The sequence below is a fragment of the Salinimicrobium marinum genome (assembly GCF_014651535.1).
GTDB lineage: Bacteria > Bacteroidota > Bacteroidia > Flavobacteriales > Flavobacteriaceae > Salinimicrobium > Salinimicrobium marinum.
In genome coordinates, this window is the sequence record NZ_BMXB01000021.1 from 12,885 (window position 1) to 39,034 (window position 26,150).

26 protein-coding genes are annotated in these 26,150 nt (G+C 41.1%); 15 read left to right on the top strand and 11 right to left on the bottom strand.

Annotated elements, in window-relative coordinates; all coding sequences use genetic code 11:
• The first annotated feature begins 356 nt into the window (after positions 1 to 356).
• The 14 genes from IE056_RS16770 to IE056_RS16835 all read left to right on the top strand — a co-directional run bounded on the left by IE056_RS16770 (position 357) and on the right by IE056_RS16835 (position 18,366).
• Positions 357 to 2,222: an ABC-F family ATP-binding cassette domain-containing protein gene (locus tag IE056_RS16770; protein ID WP_189606094.1), complete on the top strand. Its 1,866-nt coding sequence runs from the start codon at positions 357 to 359 to the stop codon at positions 2,220 to 2,222.
• 874 nt (positions 2,223 to 3,096) lie between these two features.
• Positions 3,097 to 3,840 (top strand): energy transducer TonB, encoded by a 744-nt coding sequence (locus tag IE056_RS16775; protein WP_189606096.1) that lies wholly within the window; start codon positions 3,097 to 3,099, stop codon positions 3,838 to 3,840.
• Positions 3,841 to 4,195: 355 nt separating this feature from the next.
• Complete coding sequence (locus tag IE056_RS16780; RefSeq protein ID WP_229793799.1) at positions 4,196 to 5,299, top strand: sensor histidine kinase; 1,104 nt, start codon at positions 4,196 to 4,198, stop codon at positions 5,297 to 5,299.
• The gene (locus IE056_RS16785; RefSeq protein ID WP_308427657.1) at positions 5,286 to 5,969 is read left to right on the top strand and encodes a response regulator; all 684 of its coding nucleotides are present in this window, start codon (positions 5,286 to 5,288) and stop codon (positions 5,967 to 5,969) included. The genes IE056_RS16780 and IE056_RS16785 overlap by 14 nt, the downstream gene beginning before the upstream one ends.
• Before the next feature lie 120 nt (positions 5,970 to 6,089).
• On the top strand, positions 6,090 to 6,242 hold the full coding sequence (locus IE056_RS16790; RefSeq protein ID WP_189606098.1) for a hypothetical protein: 153 nt from the start codon (positions 6,090 to 6,092) through the stop codon (positions 6,240 to 6,242).
• A 39-nt stretch (positions 6,243 to 6,281) separates the two neighbouring features.
• The gene (locus tag IE056_RS16795) at positions 6,282 to 8,048 is read left to right on the top strand and encodes a TrkH family potassium uptake protein (protein WP_189606178.1); all 1,767 of its coding nucleotides are present in this window, start codon (positions 6,282 to 6,284) and stop codon (positions 8,046 to 8,048) included.
• A 9-nt stretch (positions 8,049 to 8,057) separates the two neighbouring features.
• Positions 8,058 to 8,759, top strand: coding sequence for a potassium channel family protein (locus IE056_RS16800; protein ID WP_189606099.1), 702 nt, complete (start codon positions 8,058 to 8,060; stop codon positions 8,757 to 8,759).
• Positions 8,760 to 8,961: 202 nt separating this feature from the next.
• The gene (locus IE056_RS16805) at positions 8,962 to 9,390 is read left to right on the top strand and encodes a hypothetical protein (RefSeq protein WP_189606102.1); all 429 of its coding nucleotides are present in this window, start codon (positions 8,962 to 8,964) and stop codon (positions 9,388 to 9,390) included.
• A gap of 70 nt (positions 9,391 to 9,460) precedes the next feature.
• Positions 9,461 to 11,014 (top strand): pyruvate kinase, encoded by a 1,554-nt coding sequence (locus tag IE056_RS16810; protein WP_189606104.1) that lies wholly within the window; start codon positions 9,461 to 9,463, stop codon positions 11,012 to 11,014.
• 525 nt (positions 11,015 to 11,539) lie between these two features.
• On the top strand, positions 11,540 to 12,880 hold the full coding sequence (locus IE056_RS16815; RefSeq protein WP_189606105.1) for a TolC family protein: 1,341 nt from the start codon (positions 11,540 to 11,542) through the stop codon (positions 12,878 to 12,880).
• A gap of 6 nt (positions 12,881 to 12,886) precedes the next feature.
• Positions 12,887 to 13,942 carry an efflux RND transporter periplasmic adaptor subunit gene (locus IE056_RS16820; RefSeq protein ID WP_189606107.1) on the top strand — a complete coding sequence of 352 codons (1,056 nt, stop codon included), beginning with the start codon at positions 12,887 to 12,889 and terminating at the stop codon, positions 13,940 to 13,942.
• 18 nt (positions 13,943 to 13,960) lie between these two features.
• Positions 13,961 to 17,110, top strand: coding sequence for an efflux RND transporter permease subunit (locus IE056_RS16825; protein WP_189606109.1), 3,150 nt, complete (start codon positions 13,961 to 13,963; stop codon positions 17,108 to 17,110).
• 164 nt (positions 17,111 to 17,274) lie between these two features.
• Positions 17,275 to 17,892: a TetR/AcrR family transcriptional regulator gene (locus IE056_RS16830; protein ID WP_189606111.1), complete on the top strand. Its 618-nt coding sequence runs from the start codon at positions 17,275 to 17,277 to the stop codon at positions 17,890 to 17,892.
• A gap of 171 nt (positions 17,893 to 18,063) precedes the next feature.
• The gene (locus tag IE056_RS16835; protein WP_189606113.1) at positions 18,064 to 18,366 is read left to right on the top strand and encodes a hypothetical protein; all 303 of its coding nucleotides are present in this window, start codon (positions 18,064 to 18,066) and stop codon (positions 18,364 to 18,366) included.
• A gap of 269 nt (positions 18,367 to 18,635) precedes the next feature.
• Here the strand turns inward: IE056_RS16835 and moaCB are convergent, their stop codons facing one another.
• The 7 genes from moaCB to IE056_RS16870 all read right to left on the bottom strand — a co-directional run bounded on the left by moaCB (position 18,636) and on the right by IE056_RS16870 (position 23,369).
• Positions 18,636 to 19,553 carry a bifunctional molybdenum cofactor biosynthesis protein MoaC/MoaB gene (gene moaCB, locus IE056_RS16840; protein ID WP_189606115.1) on the bottom strand — a complete coding sequence of 306 codons (918 nt, stop codon included), beginning with the start codon at positions 19,551 to 19,553 and terminating at the stop codon, positions 18,636 to 18,638.
• A gap of 13 nt (positions 19,554 to 19,566) precedes the next feature.
• Positions 19,567 to 20,004 (bottom strand): molybdenum cofactor biosynthesis protein MoaE, encoded by a 438-nt coding sequence (locus tag IE056_RS16845; protein ID WP_189606117.1) that lies wholly within the window; start codon positions 20,002 to 20,004, stop codon positions 19,567 to 19,569.
• Positions 19,994 to 21,094 carry a HesA/MoeB/ThiF family protein gene (locus tag IE056_RS16850; RefSeq protein WP_189606119.1) on the bottom strand — a complete coding sequence of 367 codons (1,101 nt, stop codon included), beginning with the start codon at positions 21,092 to 21,094 and terminating at the stop codon, positions 19,994 to 19,996. Before IE056_RS16850 ends, IE056_RS16845 begins: the two co-directional genes overlap by 11 nt.
• Positions 21,091 to 21,327 (bottom strand): MoaD/ThiS family protein, encoded by a 237-nt coding sequence (locus IE056_RS16855; protein WP_189606121.1) that lies wholly within the window; start codon positions 21,325 to 21,327, stop codon positions 21,091 to 21,093. The genes IE056_RS16850 and IE056_RS16855 overlap by 4 nt, the downstream gene beginning before the upstream one ends.
• Positions 21,309 to 21,899 carry a molybdenum cofactor guanylyltransferase gene (gene mobA, locus IE056_RS16860; RefSeq protein WP_189606123.1) on the bottom strand — a complete coding sequence of 197 codons (591 nt, stop codon included), beginning with the start codon at positions 21,897 to 21,899 and terminating at the stop codon, positions 21,309 to 21,311. Before mobA ends, IE056_RS16855 begins: the two co-directional genes overlap by 19 nt.
• On the bottom strand, positions 21,896 to 22,633 hold the full coding sequence (locus tag IE056_RS16865; protein ID WP_189606126.1) for a sulfite exporter TauE/SafE family protein: 738 nt from the start codon (positions 22,631 to 22,633) through the stop codon (positions 21,896 to 21,898). The genes mobA and IE056_RS16865 overlap by 4 nt, the downstream gene beginning before the upstream one ends.
• Before the next feature lie 136 nt (positions 22,634 to 22,769).
• Positions 22,770 to 23,369 (bottom strand): hypothetical protein, encoded by a 600-nt coding sequence (locus IE056_RS16870; RefSeq protein ID WP_189606128.1) that lies wholly within the window; start codon positions 23,367 to 23,369, stop codon positions 22,770 to 22,772.
• A gap of 252 nt (positions 23,370 to 23,621) precedes the next feature.
• On the opposite strand from IE056_RS16870, the gene IE056_RS16875 reads away from it, so the two are divergent.
• The gene (locus IE056_RS16875; protein WP_189606130.1) at positions 23,622 to 23,999 is read left to right on the top strand and encodes a YegP family protein; all 378 of its coding nucleotides are present in this window, start codon (positions 23,622 to 23,624) and stop codon (positions 23,997 to 23,999) included.
• 24 nt (positions 24,000 to 24,023) lie between these two features.
• On the opposite strand, the gene IE056_RS16880 is transcribed toward IE056_RS16875, so the two are convergent.
• From IE056_RS16880 to IE056_RS16895, 4 genes are all read right to left on the bottom strand, one after another.
• The gene (locus IE056_RS16880; protein ID WP_189606131.1) at positions 24,024 to 24,554 is read right to left on the bottom strand and encodes a hypothetical protein; all 531 of its coding nucleotides are present in this window, start codon (positions 24,552 to 24,554) and stop codon (positions 24,024 to 24,026) included.
• Between the two features lie 101 nt (positions 24,555 to 24,655).
• The gene (locus IE056_RS16885) at positions 24,656 to 25,066 is read right to left on the bottom strand and encodes a hypothetical protein (protein ID WP_189606132.1); all 411 of its coding nucleotides are present in this window, start codon (positions 25,064 to 25,066) and stop codon (positions 24,656 to 24,658) included.
• Positions 25,067 to 25,078: 12 nt separating this feature from the next.
• Positions 25,079 to 25,513: an acyltransferase gene (locus IE056_RS16890; protein ID WP_189606134.1), complete on the bottom strand. Its 435-nt coding sequence runs from the start codon at positions 25,511 to 25,513 to the stop codon at positions 25,079 to 25,081.
• Positions 25,514 to 25,566: 53 nt separating this feature from the next.
• Complete coding sequence (locus IE056_RS16895; RefSeq protein ID WP_189606137.1) at positions 25,567 to 26,091, bottom strand: GNAT family N-acetyltransferase; 525 nt, start codon at positions 26,089 to 26,091, stop codon at positions 25,567 to 25,569.
• Positions 26,092 to 26,150: the final 59 nt, after the last annotated feature.

A 26,150-nucleotide genomic window follows, 5' to 3' on the forward strand; every position in this document is an offset into this window, starting at 1 on the left:
ATATTATGTTATTCCTCTCTCCGGCCCTCATATTCTCCCCAGCCCTCTCCAAAGGAGAGGGGCTAAAGACCAGTTTAAATAAATTACCCGAAATAATTAACTGATGTGGGAATAAATAAAAAATACTCCTTTTAGCACGAGAAACTCGCTGGTGCCGTAGGCACTAACCCGTAACTAAGAACTTCCCTCCTTTTCAAGGAGGAAAAATCTATTCCTACAGCCTCAAAAAATTCACAACCTCATAACAACCTCACAGTATCACATCTTTACTGCATTACTCCTTCCCTTGTTCAGTACTAAAACATTCTTTCTTTATTCACCATCTAATTAGCTACTTTTGCAAAAATATCCAGTACGTGAATTACTTATCAGTTGAAAATATAGCCAAAGCCTACGGGGAACGGGAATTGTTCGCCAATATCTCCTTCGGAATTAACGAAGGCCAGAAAGTAGGTTTTGTTGCCAAGAATGGAACGGGAAAAACTTCCCTTCTGAATATCCTTTCAGGACCCGACTCTCCCGATGAGGGAAATGTGGTATACCGCAAAGACATTACCACTGCCTTTTTACCCCAGGAACCAAACCTGGATCCGAAGCTAACAGTGGAGCAAACAATCTTTGCTGCCGACAATGAGATCCTGAAAGCGATTGAACGCTACGAAAAAGCGCTTCAGAATCCCGATGATGCCGATGCTTATCAGAAAGCTTTCGAGCAGATGGAGGCCCACCAGGCCTGGGATTTTGAAACCACCTATAAACAAATCCTCTTTAAGCTGAAGCTGGAAGAGATGGACAAACTTGTTGGTGAGCTTAGTGGTGGACAAAAAAAACGTCTGGCCCTGGCTTCCATGATCCTGCACAAACCGGACCTCATCATCATGGATGAGCCTACCAACCACCTTGATCTTGATATGATCGAGTGGCTGGAAGAATTTTTCAGAAAAGAAAATTTCACCATTTTCATGGTCACTCACGACAGGTATTTCCTGGAACGTGTGTGTAATGAAATCGTGGAACTTGAAGATGGTAATCTTTATACCTATAAAGGAAACTACTCCTATTATCTTGACAAAAAGGAAGATCGGGTTTCCCTGGAACAAACAAACACCGATAAAGCAAAGCAGCTTTTCAAAAAAGAGCTGGACTGGATGCGCCGGCAGCCCAAAGCCCGGACTACAAAATCCAAATCCCGGATTGAAGATTTCCACGAGATCAAAGACCGTGCAAGTAAGCGCCGAAATGATCATCAGGTACAGCTGGAGATCAATATGGAACGGATGGGAAACAAGATTGTGGAGATGCACAAGATATCCAAGAGCTTTGAAGACAAACAACTCCTGAACAAGTTTGATTACAATTTCCAGCCGGGCGACCGACTCGGGATCATCGGAAAAAACGGTACCGGAAAATCCACTTTTCTGAATATCCTCACCGGAAACATGGAACCCGATTCCGGAAAAGTGGTGATTGGAGAAACTGTGAAGTTTGGATATTATACGCAACGTGGAATTGAAGTAAAGGAAGGTCAAAAGGTCATTGATGTCATCAGGGAATTTGGAGAATATATTCCGCTGAAAAAAGGTCGGCAGATTTCTGCACAACAATTGCTGGAAAAATTCCTTTTTGACCGTAAAAAGCAATATGATTTCGTTGAGAAACTCAGCGGTGGTGAAAGAAAGCGGCTTTACCTGTGTACCGTTCTAATTCAGAATCCTAATTTCCTTATCCTCGATGAGCCTACCAACGATCTTGATATCGTGACATTGAACGTGCTGGAAAACTTCCTGCTCGATTTCCCCGGAAATCTCTTGGTTGTTTCTCACGACAGGTATTTCATGGACAAGATCGTGGATCACCTGTTTGTATTCAAAGGGAATTCCGAGATAGAAGATTTCCCCGGAAATTATTCGGATTACAGGGAATATGAGGCCAGCGCAGTTCCGGAAATAGTGCAAAAAGCAGATCCATCAACAGAAAAGAAGGAAATCAAAAAAGAAGCTAAAGCTTCCCCCGGACTTACCTATAACGAACAGAAAGAATACAACAGACTCGAAAAAGAGATCCATAACCTCGAGAAGAAAAAAGAAGAAGTTCAGAAGAAATTCCTGAAGGATCTAAGCGGGGAAGAAATCGATAAAACCTCCCTGGAATTACAATCGGTTATCGACGAGATCGAAAAGAAAACCGAACGGTGGTTCGAATTGGGAGCGAAAGCGGAATAGCATATATACATGAAATTACTACACGATTCCGGTTGTGGTGATCAAAAGGCCTGATTTTTTTCTTAATTTTTATTTGCGAATTTTTCTGTGGTAGCAGAGAGGTTCACTGTAGAATTAAAATTAAATTCAGGTCTTCTTCATGTTATACTGCATCCCTTCTGCCTACTAGGCTTTTCAACACCTTAATGTCTAAAAGCCGCTTCTACCTTCATTTACTGCCTGCTTTTTCTTATGCCTCCCAAAGCCTCAATACTGTTCCAATTTTACCAACAAAAGAACTGATTTTCAGAAAATAGCCATAAAGAATAATAGCGGCTGATGCAGTGATTAAATCCTGTATGAATATTATCAGTCATCCACTTCTTTGAAGAAAGACCTTCATTGTTTTCACTCCAAACCCTCTACTTCTGAAGCTCCCACCCAACATTTCTCTTTCCTGACATTTTTTAAAAACAACCCTCCTTCAGAAGCTGTGGAGGCCTGGATTTTTTCAGGCTTGTGGTATTCTGCTATTCCTGGCCCTGCCTATTCCCAAAAGCAATAAACCATTTATTTTCAATTTATTATACGTTTTACAGCTAATAATATTTACAGGAAAAATTGTGAATTGGATGATGAATATCATATTTCTAACCCTAAATGATTCATAACTTTAATATGCCGGATAAGAGGTGTGCCTGGCACTCAATTAGGGGTTTTTAGGGAAATAAAAATCTGAATTTAGTGGCGGCAGGATCTTTTTCAGAAAGGATGATTCAAAGTGTACATCTGCTACACTACCGCAAAGAATATGAAGGCAGGTTAAATAGGACTATTTAACGGGAGAAATCCCTCTATATATTGTTTTAGTTCATTAATTTTTAAATCTACTGTTATGGAAGTCAAAAAATATCCAAAAGCCGACCTGGGAAGATCAAGCATCATCTTTTTTCAGATTGGATTGATACTGGTGCTGGCATCCACTTATTTTGGTCTGGAATGGAAATCCTATGAAAAAAGTGATGCCGAATATTTTCAGGTAGAAATTCCAGATGAAGATCTGGAAGACATTCCCATTACTCAGCTCAATACGCCTCCTCCTCCACCTCCTCCCCCGCCACCTGCAATGCCCGAAGTGGTGGAGATTGTTGAAGACGAAATAGATGTTGAAGAAGACCTTATCCAGTCCACAGAAAGCAGCCAGAACGAAAAGATCGACAAGATCATTGAAGTAAAGGACATTGTATATGAAGAAGAAGAGGAAGAAATAGAAAATGTTCCTTTTACAGTGGTGGAAAACATTCCTATCTATCCAGGGTGTGAGAATATTAAGGACAGGGATGAGCAGAAAAAATGTATGACCGAGAGAATCGATGCCCTGGTAAGACGTGAATTTAATACCGGTATTGGTGCTGAAATGGGACTATATGGGTTCAACAGGATCTATGTGGTTTTCAAGATCAATGAAAAAGGTGATGTTGTAGATATCAAAGCCAGAGGACCTAACCAAAGACTCGAAAACGAGGCCGAACGTGTGGTGAAGCTCTTACCTAAAATGACTCCGGGAAGACAACGAGACAGAGCTGTTGCCGTGGTGTATTCCTTACCAATTATGTTTGAAGTACGGGAAAGAGGATAGCATTAGGAATATCTCACCTTAAATTCAGGAACTAAAGTGAATGCATATGAATAAAAGTTAAATCTGTTTCCAATTGATTTTTACAGATTCTATTAACAGCTAAAATTGCTTGCCTATGGAAGATGTAATTCAAACCCAATTCTGAATGAGGAGGCTGTCCAAGAAGTGCTTTTTGGACAGCCTCTTTTTTTACTTTTCTTAAAAATAGATAGGATGATTTTTTAATTAACCAGTTATTTTTCTGAAGATCATACTGTTTTTCCTGACTTACAAATTTCAGAAATAGTTTAATAAAGAAACCCTTCGCTGTAGAATTTCATATCTGTAGTTACTTCCTCCTCCAAAAATAATACTTTTGAAAAAGATTTTATTCTCCATGGATGTCTTAGAAAAGGTAAGAAAAAACAGTAAGCAGCAGTACCTCCTGGGCTTTGGATTGATCTTTATTATCTCTCTTAGTTGTTATCTTTCCATAGATTTGATCAATTATCACAGTGTGGCTCTTATTCTGTTATTGGCGGTTTCGTTGCTGGCCATGTTGTTTGAGGTTCTGCCAATAATGCTAATTGCCATCGGCAGTGCCCTCATTTGGAATTTCTTTTTTATCCCGCCCCGGCACACTTTTCATGTAGGAACCCCAGAGGATGTTCTTTTGTTTTCCATGTATTTTGTCATTGCTCTTATGAATGCTTTTTTCACCACCAGGATACGAAATGCAGAAAGTAAGGTACGGGATAAAGAGGAGCGGGAAAAAACCATCAAATTATATAATACTTTACTAAACTCTCTTTCTCATGAACTGCGAACCCCTATATCGACCATTGTGGGAGCCATAGATACCCTGAAAGAAAATTCCGTAAAACTTTCCGAAGAAAACAAAATGGAGCTGTATTCTGAAATTGATATTGCAGGGCACCGTCTTAATCGCCAGGTAGGAAACTTACTTAGCATGAGCAGGCTGGAATCTGATTTTATCCAGCTTCAGGTAGATTGGTATGACATGAATGAACTCATCCACAACGTCATCCAGAACAACCAGGATGGATGTTCAAATCATACGATCATTTACGAATCTAATGATCAACTGCCGCTTTTCAAAATGGACGGAGCTTTAATAGAGCAAATCCTCCACAACATAATACATAATGCCCTGCAATATACTCCCCCGGGTTCGATTATAGAAATAGGCGTGGATCATGAAGAAAGCCTTTGCAAAATAGAAATTGCAGATAACGGAAAAGGATTTCCGGAAGATAAGATTAATGCGGTTTTTGACAAATTTTACAGGCTGCCAAACACTGCAACGGGAGGAACAGGTTTGGGACTCTCTATTGCCAAAGGTTTTGCGCAGGCCCATAACGGCAGCATAAAGGTAGAAAACAGACTCACAGGAGGTGCTAAATTCACAGTCATTATTCCAGCTGAAACCACCTACTTAAATACCTATGAAAATGAATAAAGGTGAGATTTTAATTATAGACGATGAACCACAAATAAGGAAATTACTGAAGATTTCCCTGGAAAGCCATGACTACAAAGTTATACAGGCTTCCACAGGAGCAGAAGGGCTGGCTTTGGCTGCAAACTATTCTCCTGAACTTATCATTCTGGATATTGGTCTGCCTGACAAAAATGGCCACGAAATCTTGAAAGAATTAAGGGACTGGTATGAAAAATCGATCATTATGCTTTCTGTACAGGACAGCGAAAAAGATATTGTGGAGGCCCTCGATAATGGTGCTACAGATTATCTAGCAAAACCGTTCAGGACAGGGGAATTGCTCGCGAGGATCAGATCTTCCATTCGTCTCAATCAAAATCTCGATAACCAGCCTCAAATTTTTGTAGGGGATCTGGAAATAGATCTTGTTTCAAGAACTGTTAAACGCAATGAAAATCCTGTAAAACTCACTACCACAGAATATAAATTAATTGCCCTGTTTGTTAAAAACCAGGGAAAAGTTCTTACGCACCAATATATCCTCAAGGAAATCTGGGGTTTGGGAGCTTTAAAAGAAACCCAGTATTTAAGGGTTTTCGTCGCTCAGCTAAGAAAAAAGCTCGAAGAAAACCCCAACCGACCTCAACATATAATTACCGAAAGTGGGGTGGGGTACCGGTTTAAGTAACTCTCCCATTACCTCCTGCTCAAAAATCTTTATAAAATCTTTATATGGACACCATAATCTTTATAACCTACTTATATCCTTCCGCATAACTTTGTAATCTAATTTCAAAAGGAAAGTTTAGTGGATAAGGATGGAGAGGAAAATAAACAGCTAAAACCAGATTCCGGGAAATCAAATTACAGCCATTTAAAATGGCCTGCAATCATCCTGGTCATCCTGATTTTTTTACTGATTGTGGCTCTGGATTATTTTTCCAGAACCGGTGAACTTTAAAAAAGAATTAGATTGGATCTTTCTGGCTTTCAGGAGCAAATGACTCCTAGCAGCAAACTTTTCAGGTTTCTTAAAAAATGCTCTTTCTGGTTAAGTTTGACCACTGTAGGTGTTTTAATTTTCGATCTTGGATTCCCTCATTCAGCAGAAACCAGGGATGTACTGGATTCATTTTATCCGGTGGTTTTATTTCTGGGAGTTATTTCTATCCTTGTGAGATACCTTTTATCCAAACAGAAGTTCAGGGTAAAGGTGAGAATTTTTGATGCCCTGCTCTTTTCTCTGTTTATAATTTTGGGGCTGGTGCAAATAGACCTTCTTCTTGAAGGCAGTGATTTTCTGCAGTTTTTCAATAAAATGGGATGGGTTTTTCTTACCATTTTCCTCTATTTCATTAGGGAATTTTCTGCTCTTACTTTCGATTTCAAACGGGAATACCTCAATCCCGCTCAGGTTTTTATCGGCAGCTTTTTACTCATTATTTTTATGGGGACTTTCTTATTGATGCTCCCAAAAGCCACACATGAAGGAATATCGGCTCTAGATGCACTTTTCACCTCCACCAGTGCCGTTTGCGTTACAGGCCTCATTGTGGTGGATACCGGAAGTTATTTTACCGGCTTTGGCCAAACCATTATACTTATTCTTATTCAGCTGGGAGGCTTAGGAATTATGACTTTCGCCAGTTATTTCAGTTATTTCTTCAGGGGAAGGGCATCCTATGAGAACCAGCTGATGTTGAAGGATATGACCAATTCCGATAAAATTGGAGAGGTATTCAGTGTTCTGAAGAAAATTATCCTTGTTACTTTTTTGATTGAATTCATAGGAGCAGTTTTTATTTACCTGAGCATCTCCAAGGAGGTAATCGAATCTGTTTCTGAAAGAATCTTTTTTGCTGTTTTTCATACCGTTTCAGGCTTTTGTAATGCGGGGTTTTCCACCTTAGAAAACAGTCTGTATGAACCGGAATTTCAGTTTAATTATCCGCTTCAGCTCATTGTGGCAGTTCTGTTTATCCTGGGAGGAATTGGTTTTCCCATACTGTTCAACCTTTACAAATACTTCGGATACTTCGCAAAGCATCAGTTTCTGAAATTGCGCCATCCAAAGGATTCTGTCTACAAACCTTGGGTACTAAGCCTTAACAGTCGAATTGTGCTAACCACCACTGTGATCCTGCTCATTTCGGGAAGTGTTTTGTTCTATTTTTTTGAATACAACAATACTCTTGCAGAACATAATGGCTTCGGAAAAATTGTCACCGCCTTTTTTGGTGGGGCCACCCCCAGGACTGCAGGATTTAATTCTGTTGATACTTCGGCATTAAACCTTTCTACTGTCATGATTGTTTTTCTTCTTATGTGGATAGGAGCTTCTCCCGGTTCTACGGGTGGTGGTATCAAAACAAGTACCTTTGCCGTCGCTACTCTCAATTTTCTAAGTCTAGCGCGGGGAAAAGACCGGATAGAAGTATATCGCCGGGAAATCACAGATATTTCTGTCCGCAGGGCTTTTGCAATCATAGCACTCTCTCTTGTCGTTATCGGGATGGCAATTTTTCTCATTGCTTCTTTCGACAGCGAAAAAGATCTCCTAAGTATAGCTTTTGAATGTTTTTCGGCTTACAGTACAGTAGGATTAAGCCTGGGGATCACTGCAGATTTAACTGCAGCCTCAAAAATAGTGATCATTTTAACCATGTTTATTGGGCGGGTGAGCATGTTAACCATTCTCATTGCTGTATTAAGGAATGTCAAACACCTGAATTACAGGTATCCTCATGAAGAAATTTTAATGAATTAAATTCTTGTTATGAAATATATCATCATCGGACTCGGAAATTTCGGAGCTTCTTTAGCCGAAAAATTAACCGAAATGGGAAATGAAGTTATAGGCGTCGATATTAATATGGCCAAAGTAGAAGCTATAAAAGATAAGATCACTCATGCCGTCAATCTTGATTCTACAGATATTGCCGCTGTTTCCAATCTCCCACTCAAAGACACCGATATCGTGATCGTGGGAATTGGGGAAGATAAGGGCGCTAACATCATGTCTACAGCACTTATGAAGCAGCTGCATGTAAAACGCCTTATAAGCCGTGCCGTTTCTCCACTGCAGGAAATGGTACTTGAAGCCATGGGAGTAGATGAAATCATACATCCCGAAGAAGAAACAGCCGAAAGATGGTCCAAAAAGCTCAATTTGCACGGCGTTGTGGATTCTTTTGAAGTGAACCGGGATTACAGCATTGTGGAAACCACAGTCCCCAGGGAATTTGACGGTAGGACGCTTGAAGAAATTGGCCTCAAAAAGAACTATAATATCATTGTACTTACGACAATTAAACTCACCCGTGAAAAGAATGAAATAGGCTCGTTAAAAGATGTTTCCAATGTGCAGGGCGTAGCTTCTGCAAAGACCAAACTTTACCAGGACGATATTATGGTCCTCTACGGAAATAATAAAGACATTAAAAGGCTCCTGAAGGATAAAGAGAATATGAGATCCTAGGGACCCGGGATTTCTTTTCATCTTATTTCTGAAGAACCTGGCGTATAAATCAATAATTCGAAATCCGGATTTTCTTACGAGGATTTATTTCCGCAAAACATGTATAAACCTCCTGCCAATAAAAGCATAAATGCAGATTTAAAAAGCCTGTATTTCCTGCATTTTTTGAATAAATTTGCAGCCTTAAAAAAAAATCATATTCATGGCAGATCAGGAGGAAAATTCAGGTTGGGAATCAGAAAATCCCATTGAAGAGAATCAACAGGAAATACCGGCGTTTTATTCCAAAACCCTCATCATCATTTTTTCAATCCTGTTCTCTCCTATCTTCGCAGCTGTACTTCTTTTTTCCAACCTGCGAAGTATCGGAAAGAAAAAAGAAGCTGTTTATGTATTGACCTTTGGAATTGTATATTTGATCGTGACAGCCCTTACAATCCAGGCTCTCAACCTTGACCCCGGACTTACTCCCGTTGCCAATGTGATTGGCGCAGCCATCCTGAATGAATTCTTCTGGAACAAATTCATAGGAAAATATGTTGAATATAAAAGAAAGAGCTGGATCAAACCGGCCATATACTCCATCCTTGTGGTAGTGCTGTTGTTCTTCCTTTTAATGGGTAGCATGTAATTCAAATCATGATGCTTATCATCTACTGTCATCATCAAAAACTCTATCTTTATTAAAGAATTTTGATGACATGACAAACGAGCAGGTCGATATTAAAAGCCTTATCGGGAAACTGGAAAAGGTTAGGAACTTTATCATTGAACAGGAAAGATCCTTTCCCGATAGCTTTTTTGATCAAGTACATCCTACCAATGAGAAAAGTGCCCGCAATTTGATCAATTACCTCGCCATGAGGTCCTTTGATCTTCGGCCGGTACAGGAGGAATTAACTACCCTTGGTTTGTCCTCGCTAAGTCATGCCGAGCGATTCACCCGTGTGAACATCGACAACATCCTGCACATCCTTTACAAGATATCCGGAGAGAAACCTTCCGGAATTTATCCCGACACACCTCTTACTCTAAATTACCCTGCCGGAAGAAAGCTGCTGAACAAAAATACCGAAGCCATTTTTGGCCCATCCCGCCGCTCCGGCTCCAGGATTATGGTCACTATGCCCCTGGAGGCAGCAGATGATCCCCAACTGGTGGAAAAACTGGTAGGTGCAGGAATGGATGTGGCCCGTATCAATTGTAGCCATGCCGACGAGGATACCTGGGGGAAAATGATCAACAACATCCGGAAAGCAGCTAAAAAGCACGAGAGACCCTGCCTTATTTATATGGATCTTCCGGGGCCAAAACTCCGCACCGGACCCATAAATCCACAGCTGGAAGGGAAAAAAAGCAAAGGTGCGGCGATACGGCTTTCCGTTGGGGAGAAACTACATATCTATAGAAAAGCTGTAACCGGAGATGCCGCAAAATTGGACGGGCAAGGAAAACAGGTAAAACCGGCACAAATCTCTACCACCCTCCCCGAAATCTGGGAAGATGTGCAGATGGGGCATTCGATATTTTTTGACGACGGAAAAATTGGCGGTGAAATAACCGAAATTTCTAAAGACCGGATGGAGGTCCTCATCACTCGTGCCCGACCCGGAAAAGGCACTAATCTTCGCAGTGATAAGGGTATTAATCTTCCTGAAACAGATCTTAGCCTGCCGCCCCTCACCGAATATGATTTAAAGATCCTGCCATTTATCAGCAGAAATGCAGACATGGTGGGTTACTCTTTTGTTCGAAAACCATCAGATGTGCACCAATTGCAGGAGGAATTACGAAAACTCCACAAAGATGAGCTGCCTATCATCCTGAAAATAGAAACCCGGGAAGCCTTTCGAAACCTTCCGGAATTATTACTGGAAAGCATGCGCAGTTCGCGGTTTGGCGTCATGCTGGCACGAGGTGACCTTGCCATTGAGGTAGGGTTTGCAAGAATAGCCGAAGTTCAGGAACAAATCCTTTGGCTTTGTGATGCAGCCCATGTTCCTATCATCTGGGCAACTCAGGTTCTTGAAAATCTGCTGAAGGAAGGTCTGGCTTCCCGTGCCGAGATCACAGACGCAGCCATGTCTGTACGCGCCGAATGTGTGATGCTCAACAAGGGGCCTTTTATAAGAGAAGCCGTGGAAACACTTGCCAACATTGATGAGCGAATGATCAAGCACATGTTCAAGAAACACGGAGCCTTACGTCCACTAAATGTTGCCACAGGTTTCTTTAAAAAAAACCGGATCCGGTAAAAAAACCAGTCCGGATTTCCTGCTGAATTAACCTGGCACTGCGGAATAAGAACTGATAGTAAAAATCAACGCAATTTTTCAATACCCTTAAATGCAAAGGACAAGTGACTCAAAGTTCAGAATCACCCGATAATTTCAGTTCATGTTTGCTTTTTGTAGTAAGATAAAAGCTCCAGTTGAAGCTAAAAAATTGTGGTAATCCATCATTTTCTTCACGTCATGTTCCAGATAAAACCTTTTTCAGACTCATTTATGACATTCTGGCTAGCAACCATATTACCTTTTTAAGAACCCTTTCTGATTCCCAATAATTCTACCGGACTGGCATGAATACCATATTGAAGCCTTAAGGGGGTTCCGAACTTACCTGATACAAGTCCAGATCAACAGCATTTTTCTCTTCTATCCTAGCCTTCAGAAATTATTTTCAAAAAACTAGGAAACTAAATTTGTTTTTTAGTTTCCTTTGGTATTATCTTTGCATCCTCATTCACGAATTAAAGTTTAATAATAACTGAAGCAAAAATGAAAAGATTAATAATGTGCTTTCTTTTAGCAAGTGGTTTTACATTCGCACAGGAAGCCAAAGTCCTAACCTTAGCCGAGGCCGTGTCTTACGCCCTTGATAATAAAGCCGACGCTGAAAAGTCCCGGCTGGACATCGAAAGAGGAGATGCACAAATAGCCGAAGTAAGAGCCAATGCCCTGCCACAATTATCAGTAAGTGGTAGCACCACCTTTAATCCGTTGTTACAGGAGAATGTTTTGCCGGGAGAGATCTTTGGATTACCGGGACAAAGCGTAAGAGTGGCTTTTGGACAGGAATGGACTTCTAACGTAAGCGCACAGCTGTCTCAGGTGCTGTTCAACCAATCGGTTTTTACTGGGCTTAAAGCTGCAAAATCCACGAAAGAATTCTACCTGCTCAACCACGAACTTACAGAAGAACAAATCATAGAAAAAGTAGCAACAGCTTACTACCAGGTATACCAGACAGAGCAAATGCTGGAAAACCTGCAAAGTAACCTGGACCTTACCGAACAGACTGTTGAAATCGTGAAAGGCCTGTATGATAACGGCCTTGCAAAGAAGATCGATTATGACAGGACCAGGGTAGCTTTGAACAATCTTACTTCAAACAGGCAGCAATTGATTAATGCCGTACAACTAAGCCAGAATGCCCTGAAATTCATGATTGGAATGCCTATAGATGAAGCTATAGCACTTCCGCAGGAAACTTTTGATCCTGGATTTTTGCCCGAAATGAATGATGATTTCATGGCAGACAGGACAGAAATCAAACTCATCAACAAACAACTGGAGCTGCTTAACTGGCAAAAGAAAGCCACCCAGGCAGAGTATTATCCTTCTGCAGCCTTTGTGGCTAATTACGGATGGTTGGGACAGGGACCGGAAGTACCCATATGGAATGGAGAAGATGAAGGTGTTTTCTGGGGAGATATGTCATCTGTGGGTATTAATATTCAGATTCCCATTTTCAATGGCTTCGGCACAAGATCAAGGGTGAAACAGGATAAGATTGAAATTGAAAAAGCCGAGGCAGACCTCCGGGAAACCAAACTGGCCCTGCAGCTTGCTTACAGCAACGCCCTGGCTCAACTGGAAAACAGCCTTATTACAATTAGAAATCAGATAGAGAATGTGGAGCTGGCACAGGAAGTTTTTAACGATACCCAGAACAATTACAGCCTGGGACTGGCCTCTCTTAACGACATGCTGGATGCCGAACGGGATCTTGCAGATTCAAAAAACAATCTTACCAATGCAAGGCTGGATTATAAACTTGCCGAGGTGGAACTACTCAAATCTCAGGGAAAACTAAGAACATTAAACTTAAACAACTAAAATAAAATGAAAAGAAAATCAGTCATAACAGTAATCGCCCTGTTGGGAATTGCAGCAGCTTTTTTCTTCATTCTTCAGAATAACAAGAAAAAGAATCAGGCAGAACTGGATATTGTTGCCGAAACAAATACAGAGATAGCAGTAAAAACTGCAAAAGCACAGAAGGAATCCATCAGCGGGGTTTTTAGAGTGAACGGAACTTTCCTTCCAAAGACACAGGCACAGGTTTCCCCTGAACTTGGAGGCCAGCTGGTACGCCTCTTTGTAGAGGAAGGCAGCGAAGTAAAAGCCGGCCAAACCATTGCAAAAATATCTGGTGATAAGATTAACGTAAATGTGAACAATGCCCAGGCAAATCTTGATAATGCAGTTTCTTCATTGAACAGGTATGAAGAAGCCTTCAAATCTGGAGGTGTTACCGCAATGCAGCTGGACCAGGCAAAGCTACAGGTGCAAAACGCAATGGCACAGCTGGAATCTGCACAATTAAATTCCGGAGACACCAATGTAAAATCCAAGATAGACGGGATCGTGAACAAAAAACTGGTAGAAGTGGGAACCGTAGTAGGTGCCGGTACCGGAATTGTAGAAGTAGTGGATATTAGTTCCCTAAAATTAAAAGTGGAGGTAGACCAGAATCTGGTAAGTCAGTTAAGCATTGGCGACACGGTACAGGTAGTTCCTTCGGTAACCGGAGAATCTCTCGAAGGTGAAATTACCTTTATAGCTCCGGCTTCTAACGGTGCATTGAAATTTTCTGTTGAAATAACGCTGGACAACAGTGAAAGGAAAATAAAAGCCGGAATGGATGGTATTGCTGTCTTCAATAGTGCCGGAATGAACGATGTGCTTACCGTTCCACGAGAAGCTTTCGTAGGAAGTATAAGTGACAACAAAGTATTTGTTGTTAGAGATAACAAAGCGGTCCTTACCCAGATCCAGAGTGGTGTAAACTATGGAGATAAAGTGCAGGTAACAGGAGGGTTAACCGAAGGTGACGTAGTAGTGACCAGCGGACAGATCAACCTAATTGACAATGCAGGTGTTAAGGTCATCCAATAAACATTAAGAAAGAAAAAAATGAAATTAGCAGAAGTTTCTATAAAAAGACCCAGCCTCGTGATCGTGATGCTTGCATTACTTATCCTTGGCGGACTCTTTAGCTATACTCAGCTCAGTTATGAGTTGATCCCGAAATTCGAAGTCAAGGTGGTGACTGTGGCAACCGTATATCCGGGAGCATCACCAGCCGAAGTGGAGAATACCGTCTCAAGGAAAATCGAAGATGCAGTGTCTTCTTTGGAAAACATCAAAAAGATTCAAACAAAATCTTTTGAAAGCCTTTCGGTAGTCACCATTCAGTTTAACAACGAAGCAGATGTAGATTATTCCTTGAATGATGCACAACGTAAGATCAACGCCATTCGAAGTGATTTACCAGATGATATTGATGAGCCGTCTATTTCTCAGTTCTCATTGTCAGATCTTCCGGTAGTAAGTCTGGGGGTTACAGCAAACCTGAGTGAACATGAGCTCTATGACCTTATCGATGAGAAAATTCAGCCTAACTTTTCACGTATTCCGGGGGTGGCACAGGTGAATATGATTGGTGGGCAGCAAAGGGAGATCAAAGTAAACCTGGACCAGAACAAGCTGGAAGGTTATGGATTGACCATTCCGCAGGTACAACAAATGATTTCCATGTCGAATATGGATTTCCCTACAGGAAGTTTAAAGACGAGGGAAAACACTACTCTTATCCGTCTTGCCGGAAAGATCAATTCAGTGGAGGAATTGAGAAACCTGGTGCTGACTTCCAATAATGGGCAGGACATACGGCTTTCAGATGTTGCTGAAGTTCAGAGTACTCAGAAAGATATTGAAAAAATCGCCCGTATAGATCAGCAGAATACCATTTTGCTTCAAATTCAGAAGCAAACAGATGCGAACGCCGTAACGGTGAGTGAACTGGTTCAGGAGAATATTGAGAAGATAGAAGCGCAGTATGCCGCACAGGGCGTGCAGATCGAGCTGGCCAATGATACTTCTGTATTTACGCTGGCTGCAGCAAACTCAGTAATAAAAGACCTTTTCATCGCAGTAGCCCTGGTGGCATTTGTGATGCTATTCTTCCTGCATTCTTTCAGGAATGCGCTTATTGTAATGGTGGCGATCCCAACCTCGCTTATTGCAACCTTTATTGGAATGCTGCTATTGGGATACAGCCTAAACCTTATGAGCTTGCTTGCACTGTCACTGGTGGTAGGTATTCTTGTGGATGATGCGATCGTGGTGATCGAGAACATTCACAGACACATGGAAATGGGCAAGAACAAAGTACGTGCGGCGTATGACGGGGCAAAAGAAATTGGATTTACCGTTACTGCCATTACTCTGGTAATTGTGGTGGTATTCCTCCCGATCGCTTTAAGTAGCGGATTGGTTGCTGACATTATTGGTCAATTTGCAATGACCGTGGTAATTGCGACTTTACTATCCCTGCTGGTTTCTTTTACCGTGGTTCCATGGTTGTTTTCAAGGTATGGAAAACTGGAGCTTATTAGTGAAAAATCACTTTTCGGAAAAATGATCCACGGCTTTGAAAAAGGACTGGATATCTTCACGCATGAGGTCACCAAAATCCTTAAGTGGTGTATGAATCACAAGCTCGTTACGATTATTATCGCAGGGGTGTTGTTCATAAGTTCCTTCTTCCTGGTTGGTCTGGGATATATAGGGACCGACTTCTTCCCAAAAGCAGACCGGGGGGAATTCCTGGTACAGCTTGAATTGGATAAGGATACCTCGATTGAGGAAACTAACTTTCTGACCCAACAGGCTGAAAATTTTCTAAGGCAGAAGCCCGAAATTGAAAGAATGATCACCACCGTTGGGCAATCCAGCAGCGGAATGGGTGCGGCACAATCCACCGCTTATAAATCGGAAATCAATGTGACTCTGGTAGATAAATCTGAAAGAGACGATAAAACAAACGTCTATGCTGCAAAACTTAAACGTGAGCTTGAACAGGAGTTAGTAGGTGCTAAAGTGACCACTGTTCCTATGGGAATCATAGGTGCAGAAGAGGCTCCATTGCAGATGACCATTACTGCAAGTAACCTCGAAGATGCCATGGCTTACGCCCAGGCAGCCGAGGCAAAACTTCGAAGCATTGAAGGTGCTACCGAGATTGACCTGAGTGTGGAGGATGGAAACCCCGAAATCGCAGTGTCTGTTGACCGTGACAGGATGACTAAATTGGGATTAAATGTGGCTACCGTAGGACAAACCCTTAGAACAGCCTTTAGCGGAAACACCGATAATAAATACCGGACAGGAAACACAGAGTATGATATAAATATCATTCTGGATGAAGCCTACAGAACCAGTATTAATAATGTGGAGAACATCAACTTTATTAACAACATGGGACAAAAGGTAAACCTGGCTCAGTTTGCAGACATTAGCTACGGTTCAGGCCCTTCCTTGCTGGAACGTTATGACAGGGCACCATCGGTAACGGTAAGCGCACAGACTGTAGGTAAAACTACAGGTACCGTAGCTCAGGAGTGGGAAGCAAGTCTTGCCGATGTTGAAAAACCAAACGGCGTAAGCTGGACCTGGGGTGGAAACATGGAAAACCAGAGCGAAGGATTCGGAACTCTTGGAATCGCCCTGTTAACAGCTATTATGCTGGTGTATATGATCATGGTGGTGTTGTATGATGACTTTATCAAGCCGTTCATCGTATTGTTCTCTATTCCACTTTCGTTCATTGGTGCACTTTGGGCGTTGGCGTTAACCAACCAGAGTTTAAACATCTTTACCATACTGGGTATCATCATGCTCATTGGTCTGGTGGCGAAGAATGCTATTCTGTTGGTGGATTTTGCCAACCACAGATTGGAACAGGGAGAAAAGATCAAGGATGCACTTATCCAGGCCAACCATGCCAGGTTACGTCCTATCCTTATGACCACTATTGCAATGGTATTTGGTATGTTGCCAATTGCAATGGCATCAGGTGCGGGGGCAGAAATGAATAACGGACTCGCAATTGTGATCATTGGTGGATTGCTGTCCTCATTGTTCCTTACTTTGGTGATAGTGCCGGTGGTTTATTTGATCGTGGCACGTCTAGAGGAGAAATTCTCAAAAGAAGAGAAAAGCGATTATGAGGAGTTAATGGTTGCGGAATATGTGCACGTTGCTCCAAAAAGTGAGTTTTAAATAACAGAAGAAACTGCCCATTATGGGCAGTTTTCTTTCTTTACATCCCCCTCCAAGGTAAGATCAAAACTATCTTTTTTAAATTTACCTATATTTAAAAAAAGCAACAGGAAAAGAAAAATAGTTTTAATTGTACTTTTTTGCAATGTTGAAATTTGAAATAAATGAAGAAAGAAAAAACATTAATTGAAAAAGTGTCACAGCTTTTTCTGGAGAACGGCGCCAAGACGGTAACTATGGATGATATTGCCAAAGAACTCGGCATGTCAAAAAAAACACTTTATCAGCAGTACAAAAATAAAGATATGCTGCTGGAAGATGTTCTTGCCCATGGAATGAACAATATATTGGAAACGATGGAAAATCTTGACAATAAAATTGAAAATGCCATAGAAAGAATGTTCTCCCGTGATGAAGACATAGAAAAAGCTTCCAAGACAAATGATTCTATTCTGTTAAGGCAATTGATCAAGTACTATCCACATATTTTTAATAAGCACATCCTGCTTTTTTCTGAAAAATTTTCAGATATACTTGTTCATAATATTGAAAGAGGAAGAGCCCAGGGCTACTACAGAGAAGATTTTGATGCAAATTTCTATGCTAAAATATTTTTTCAGTTAGTCATGTCTTACAACACTTCCCCATACCTGAATATTACAGATATTACACGGGCCCAATTTCATCATGAGGCTCTAATGTTCTATATGAATGCTATTACTACTGAAAAGGGGAAAGAATATATGAGAGGCCTCGGGAACGAAAAATTTGTTTGTTGTTAAAGCAGCACTTCTTATAAAGATTATCATGCAGATAAACTTTAAAATGGCAGGAGAAAATAGCCCTGCAAATTGAATTTTAAATCAGGATTAAAGGAGCCCTGAAATTTCTAAGGAACCCGGACAAAACCTGATAAATTACAAATAGATCAAATTCATCAAAATACTCAACTTATGGAAAATATTGAGATAGAGATAAAAAACAATAAAAAGAAACTATATAGCTTCTTTCAGCGAGAACTGAATATCTACCAATCCTATGACACTATAAAATACTTTACGCTTCAGGAACTGGAGCTTACAAATCCCGAAGTAAATTTGTTGTTAAACCAACTGGAGGCAACATTTCAAATAGAAATTCAGGAAGGCACCATTGCTTTAGAACTCACGGTAGATGAACTAATGCATAGAATTCTTCGCACCCAGAAAAAACTGGAATTTGATCATGTTGATCATGGCGCTGAAATTTGTGTATAATCGACTTGCACTTTTAAAAACCGGCACCATTGTGTCTTACTGCAAGCGAATGCATAGAATATGAAACAACAATACATCTATAGTTTCAAATCGAATAAAAACTAAGGAGCACAAAAGCAGGCAGACAGAATTAAAAATACCGTTCCTACCATTTGAGATTTAAATTTCGTGGGGCAGGGTTAGCTTATAAAAAATTGGGACTCGAATTGAAAATTTAATTTGCAATTAGAGTCCCAATTTATTTTTTATAAAGGCTGAAAAAACGCTTTTTATCCGTCATGCTTAAAAGCAGCCAGCACTCTAAAAATATGCATTATTGCCGGAAAAACAGCATCCATAGATTCTTCTGCTCCCTTTGTGGAGCCCGGTAATGCCAGCACAAGCGTATTCCCAATCAATCCTGAAACAGATCTGGATAACATGGAATACGGAGTCCGGTTTTGCCCGTAAGCTCTAATGGCTTCTTCAATACCAGGAACTTCTCTCTCCAGCAATGGTTTTACTGCTTCCGGAGTAACGTCTCTGGGTGAAAGTCCGGTGCCGCCGGTGAGGATGACCATACTCATTCCCTCATCAACGTATCTTTTTACCAGTGCCTGAATTTCCTCTTTTTCATCAGGAATGATAGTATAATCCCTGATGTTAACCTGGTATGACTCCAGCTTTTCAATAATGACTTTCCCTGCCCTATCTTCTTTCTCACCCGCAGAAATAGAATCGGAACATACGATCACACTTGCAGTAAGATTGTTTTCCTCCACTACTTTCCTGTAATCTGTCTTTCCGCCTTTTTTCGTGAGCAGTTTAATATTTTCAATGCTAATCCCTTTATCAATCGGTTTCAGCATATCATACATGGTTATGGCTACTACAGAGGCAGCATGCATCGCCTCCACCTCAACTCCGGTCTTGTAAATGGTATGGATCTCCACCTCAACAATCACGGTTAGATCGTCAATCCGGTAACTAACGTTGGTATATTCTATCGGCAAAGGGTGACAATCGGGAATCATGTCGCTGGTGCGTTTCGCTGCAAAAAGTCCGGCGGTTTTTGCCATTTCAAAGACATCTCCTTTTGGCACTTTTCTCTGTTCTATTGCCTGGATCGTTTCGGGACTACTCACCTTTACCACCGCCTGCGCAATGGCTATTCTAAGCGTATTATTTTTATGGGTTATATTGACCATTTTTGTTCTTTAATTAGGTATTTACTTTCCAGGTTTCCCCATTTTCAAGCAGCTCTTTTCCCCACACCGGTAGTTCTTTTTTTATTCGTTCCACCAGCTCTTCACAGGCATCAATAGCCACTTTACGGTGCTTCGAGGAAGTGAATACGAAAAGGCAAATTTCCCCTGTTTTGACCTCGCCAAGGCTGTGATAAATGTGCATACAGGTGAGCGGGTATTTTTCGAACACTGCTTCACGAATTTCAAAAGCTTTTTGCAAGGCCATTTCTTCATAGGCAGTGTACTCGATCGCTCTCACCACGCTTCCCTCCTTCTCGTCTGCCCTTACCTGGCCCAGAAAAATGGAATGTGCCCCGATATCAGTTTTTTCGCTATGATGCTGAATCGAAGTCGCTATTTTTTCTGGAGAGATGGCTCCCTCTACAAATATATTTTTTGGTTTACGTGCCATGAATTCTAGTATTTAAAGGTGAAGAAGGATCTAAAATCCCTCCTGCTATGGAAAATATTTTTTTCTCCGGAAAAAGCTCTTTTAGCCGTGCAGCCAGATTTTCACTCCGCTGCCCCGATTTACAGAACAACAAAACGTTTTCTACAGATTCCAGCTGTTCCTGATCCTGCAGCAGGACAGACATCGGAATCTTCTCTATTCCCGGCTGATCAAGTTCCGGCATTTCCCCGGCTTCCCTGATGTCGATCAATTTGGAACTTTCAAGATTGCGGGACCAGTCAAAGGCTTTTTCCCAGCTGATGCTTTCTGCCAGGCCGCAGGTGATCTCATAATTTTTTCTTCTGAAGCTTTCCAGATCCTGAGGAATCGATTTTACCGATTCAGGGTTGGGATCCACATTCACTTCAAAAAATCCGGAAGTTTTTAAATTGTAGAATAGTAATTTATTAGTCAGCACCTTCCCAAGGCCCGAAAGTAACTTGATGGCCTCGGCTGCCTGAAGATTTCCTATGATTCCCGGAAGCACGCCAATCACTCCTGTTTCACTACAATTCGGAATCTCACTCGATTGCGGCGGACTGTGATAAATATCCCTGTAATTAATGGGCCGCTCCCCATAATTGAACACCGCCAGCTGACCTTCATACTGATAAATGGCACCCATGATTAGCGGCTTTTGAAGCAGCACACACAGGTCGTTGATCATATACCTGGTTCCAAAATTATCGGAGCCGTCAAGGATAAGGTCGTATTCCTCAAGCACTTCCGGAGCATTTTGCGGCGTAAGAAATTGAGGAATTACATTGAGGTTTACATCAGGATATTTTTGTTGCAGGATATTGGCAGCGGTTTCAGCTTTTGGTTTGCCGATGTCGTTCTGTCCAAAGAGGGTTTGTCTGTTAAGATTTGATTCACTGATGCTGTCACCGTCTGCAATCCCAATAGTCCCCACTCCGGCGGCAGCAAGGTACAACAGGGAAGGACATCCAAGTCCGCCTGCTCCCACTACCAGCACTTTTGCACGGGCAAGTTTCTCCTGCCCGGCGGTACCAAAATCGGGTAATATGGTTTGTCTCTCAAATCGTTTCATCCTCCCGAAAATGGTGGTAATAAAGCAATTTCCTCATTTCCGTTGAGGCCGGTATTTTGCTGAACAAGATTTTTATCCACCGCAAGGGAGAATTTGGAAGATTGTAGTTCAGGATGTGATTCCTTCAGCGCATTCAGAAGTTGTTCTGTGTCTTTGTGATAAGGAAAATCAAATTCAGATGCCTGCAGTTTTTCTGCCAACAGGCCAAATGCTTTTATTTTAAATAGTTCCATTGTTCCTCTGCTTCATTAAGTTCCTGCTGCGTGTTTATGTTCCGGAAAATTCCGTCAGATTTCCAGAAACCGGAAGGTACTAAAGTGTGCTTGTTTTTTAAAATGAAATCAGTCATTTTTAAGTTCCCTTCAGAAATAAGATCCTTTACACTTTTCTTTAGCTCAACCGGGTATAATGCAAATAACGGATGTATCCTCTCCCCCACCAGGGCAGCGACAATTTCATCCTGACTGGCCGATTTCATAAGGATCTTTGCCACCTCTGTAGTTATAAATGGCATATCACAACTCACCAGGAAAACCACATCTGCGGTGGTATTTTCAAAAGCTGTTAACATTCCGCCCATGGGGCCTTTTTCCTTTACAACATCCCGAAAAACCGGGTAACCAAATTGTTCATAGGAAGCATCATTTGCTATGATATTAATGGGAAGTTCAAGTTCCTGTAATGTCTCGAGAACATGTGCAATCATTGGTTTACCGTTGAGCAAAACCCTGCCTTTATCGCGGCCCATCCTGCTGCTCTTTCCTCCTGCAAGTACAAAAATTGCTATTTCCGGACCCGGGGTCATGACAGGATCAACTTAATTGCTGCTCCCGCAAGTACGAAGGTCAGCAGGTTTTTCACGATCTTTACGTTGAAGCGGTGTGATCCATAATAGCTGCCCAACATCCCGGCAATTACCGTTGGCGGAATAAAGATCCAGAGCGACCGGTCAAATGAAAAACTGAAACCAAGGGTACCAATATATCCTGCAACAGAATTTACAAAGATGAACAGCGCGCTCAGCGCAGCGGTTTGTCGAATATTTGTCCACCCCAGCATTAGCAACAGGGGGGAAAGGATGATTCCTCCACCTATTCCAATCAATCCTGAAAAGAACCCGATAAGTACACCTATCATCGGGGGCATCCACCTATTAGGTTCTACCCCTTTAAAATAATTCTTTGGAAATAGCCCCAGAAATTGAAAAATGGGAAACAGCAGTAACACCCCGAGAATGTTCATATAGACGGCGGTGTTAACCACAACAAGCCCTCCAATAAAAGCAGCGGGCATGGAGAAAATGATTAGCTGGGTGAAAAGTTTTGTGGGAAATTCGCATGTTTTTCGGTGGTTTGTAAAAGCTACAAAAGAAACAATGATGTTCATTAACAATGCCGTAGGTCGTATTTCCTCGGGAGCAAAGCCGGCAAGTGCCAGGATCATCAAATAACTACTTGCACCACCATGCCCTACCGATGCATAAAAAAATGCGGCTACAGGTAAAAGGATTAGTAAATATAAGAGAGCATCTGCAGGCATGGATCGTTCGTCTGGTATGTCAGATTTGCCTACTCTTTTCTGCTGAAGCTCATCTGGTGGATTAAGCTTCTAAATTAATAATTTTTGCCTTAAGATGAACTATTGCCTCAATTCTTCGAAAAACTTTCAGTGCTTATTATTCGAGGCAAAAACTGTATACTACAGAAAATGGAATATTTACTTCGTGAGACTCGAAACACCGGCCAGCTATATCACCTGTCATACAATCGGGATCATCTGAAGTTATAGCTTCTGTGATCTCATTTATTGTTCCGGTAATCACTCCTTTTAGAACTCCGTTTTCGTAACTATCCATAGTGAATTCCACTCCTTCTTCAGAAACTGTACCCAGTTCCCGCACGGGATTCCGGTTGCTGTAATAGAATCTGGAATCTGCCGTAGCTTTTTCAGGAAAAAGTATGGAGAAATTAATATAGTTGAAGTTTTCCCGAAGAGACTCAAGGGAATAATTATCCACAACATCAGGGTCAAATGAGATATAGATCCGTAAATCCCGATCTTCAAATGAATATGCGCGATAGATGAAATTCTCATCACATACTGCACCCACAGGGCATTTTATTTTCAAAATCTCACAATTGTTTTCACTTGTTCCCACTGTCAAAGCTAAAGGTCCGGACCCAAAGCTTTTTTCCTCATTATCATCGGAGGAACAACCAATCATAAAAAAAGTAGATACAACAAGAAAAAAATATCGAAGAGTAGTATTTTTCATAATGTGCAGGTGGAATTTAGTTGACTTTCAAAAGGTGCTATACTTCTATGACCTGAAAATTTAAAATGGTTGCGTGAAAATTTCTGTTATTTTAAATATAACCATTTAGATGAGATAGTTATATTCTGTAGTTTCTACGCAAATGTTCCTGCTGCTTTTTCTTGATAACTTTTTCATGGAGTACTCCCTGCATGAAGGTTCCAACTTCAACTTTTTTTAGATTTGCAGCTTCAGAATTTTTGAAGAAAAAGTATGAGTGCATTTGTAATCAGTAAAAGAAGTGATGGCAATTATAAGTTTACCTGGGCATCCAGAAAAGGTAAAACAATCTTTACCAGCATCCCCTGTAAACAGAAGTCTGATTGCGAATTAATGATAGCTGCCATAAAAGAGAATATATCCAACTTTACCTTTACCAGAAAGAGGACCGGAAGTGGAAAATATTTCTTCAGACTTTCGAAAGGCGGACTCGTACTGGCGACCAGCAGAAAATTCTCGACAGAGCTTATGCTGAAAAAAGGAATCGATCAGATCCTGAAATACGTGCCGGATGCCGAAACCCTGGACTTTTCTGAAAATGAATCCATCTTTGCGGATGCTGAAGCTGATTCCGTTCCGGAAGAAAATTAATTTTTCCTTTTTCCCAAATAAAACCTACTCAGCAACAAAATACTGTACAGTTTTTAATTCCAGAGATTCGATAAGACCCTGGTCTAACGAATACTCCTGGTCGTAGATCAGTGTGCAGCTGCCGTTAGCATCGATTTCGTAACAGGGAGAGGAAGCCTGGGCCGAAAAACTACCTGAAGTTTTCAATCCATCTGCCACGGTAGTCAGCACAGGAACTCCCGTTACCGAAAAATTATTCCGGTTTTTGAGGATAATCTCAAACTGTAGTCTGGAAGTATTATTTCCAGTATCGGGGGTGAAGTTAAAAGACACTACTTCATAATCAAAATTTTCAAGAAAACCCGGTTCTTCGATTTCCTGTACCGGGTCAGGTTCGGGTGTATCGCAGGGAACTTCCTGCGTCACTTCCGGAAGGTACGCTGTACCTGTCGGCGTCTGGATCACCTGTTCGTATTGAACAATAATAGTTTTCATGCAGTTGTCATCATCAGATGAACAACCAAAACTGAAAACCGAACCAATTAATAGGATCGCAAGCCTGTGAAATTTTGTCATTTTGTTGTAATGTGTTGTCTGTTAAGAGGAGCGAAAATATAAAAAATAGGATTTCCATACCTCCTTTTAACATTAGTGTTATTAAATTATTTCTGCCTGTATCAATTCGAAATCAATAATTCAGCGGAATAATCTTTTGGATCTATCCTCGTATTCAACACCGGATAAGGAGTTACCTCCAACAGCTCAATTTTCAAACCATTGATTATCGTATCCTGCCGATAATTACGATAAGTATGCAGGGAAAATGAATTGGTTTCTGTACCTGATCTAAAGGTGAAAGAGGCAATTGCATCCCCTTCCCACACACAGGTCGATCCATCCGGACATCTCGAATCACTGATGGAATCCAGACAAATTCTAAGATCGGGTCCTGTGATCGAATGGCATTGACCATAATCCAAAGTTGTGCTTTCCCCAACTTCCAGATCGGCCGTAGAGTTAGCCTGGCTGTCCTCTTTACTACAGCCAATTAAAAGTATGAACAGAAAAATGATAAATGGCTTTTTCATTTCACTTCAAAATTATTCTATGATATAAACTGTCAATATTAAACAGGTTCCGATTATTCCAAGATTGATTAATGCTCTTACCATCCAGCTTCGAGGGGAAAAATCATGCTTCAGAATTCTGGTGAATAAAACAGCCAGGCTCATCAATAAAAACCAGGTTGTAAAAAAGAAAGATATATTTCCCCGCACAAGAGTCGTCACAGCATCGTGGATCAAACCGCAAAAAATAAAAGTAAGCACCAACGAAACCGAAACCGGAAAAGTTATTTTCAGCGGCTTGAAAATGAATTTCCCCAGGTAATATCCAAAGATCGGATTCCAATAATTCCAGAAGGTAGAGAAGTTTTTGGCTCCCAGAGAACGATTTAGATTGTTGCGTAATGACCCCGGACTTCCCATGGAAACCCCATTCCTCTTTTTGATGTACTGGTTTAAGGTTAGCTTCATTTTGGTCTGTGTTTCACATGCCGGTCGTCTCCTATAAAAGTAGATAACTTACCTTATTTCTTAAGCTGAAGTTTCATCATTATATCCGTCTGCTCGTCATCACCTAATTTAAAAATGTGTTTGTCAAATTCTTCAAATCCATTTTTCTCATAAAACCGGATTGCCCTCGGATTTTTCTCCCAGACTCCAAGCCACACGTAATCAACATCCTTTTGCTTCGCAATCTTAATGGCTTTTTCGTATAATTTCTGACCCACCTTTTTACCGTGAAATTCTTTTAGAACGTAAATCCGTTCGATTTCGAGTGAATGCTCGTCCTTAATTTCTGTTTGGGTTTCTCCGAAATTGATCTTCAGGTAACCGAAGATTTTATCTTCAAGAATAGCGAAATAGAACTCTGAATTTTTATCCGACAATTCGGATCTCAGTTTTTCAGGGGAAAATCCTTTCTCCAGATATTCCTGCATGTTTTCTTTACTGTTGTCCGAGGAAAAAGTTTCATAGAAGGTTTGCCTGCCAATTTCCTGTAAGTCTTCTATTTCGTTTAATGTTACCTTTTTTACTTGTATATCTTTCATCATTGATGTGAAGTTTCGCAGGAAAACACGGCATTGGAAGCGAGAACGGATTTCAGATT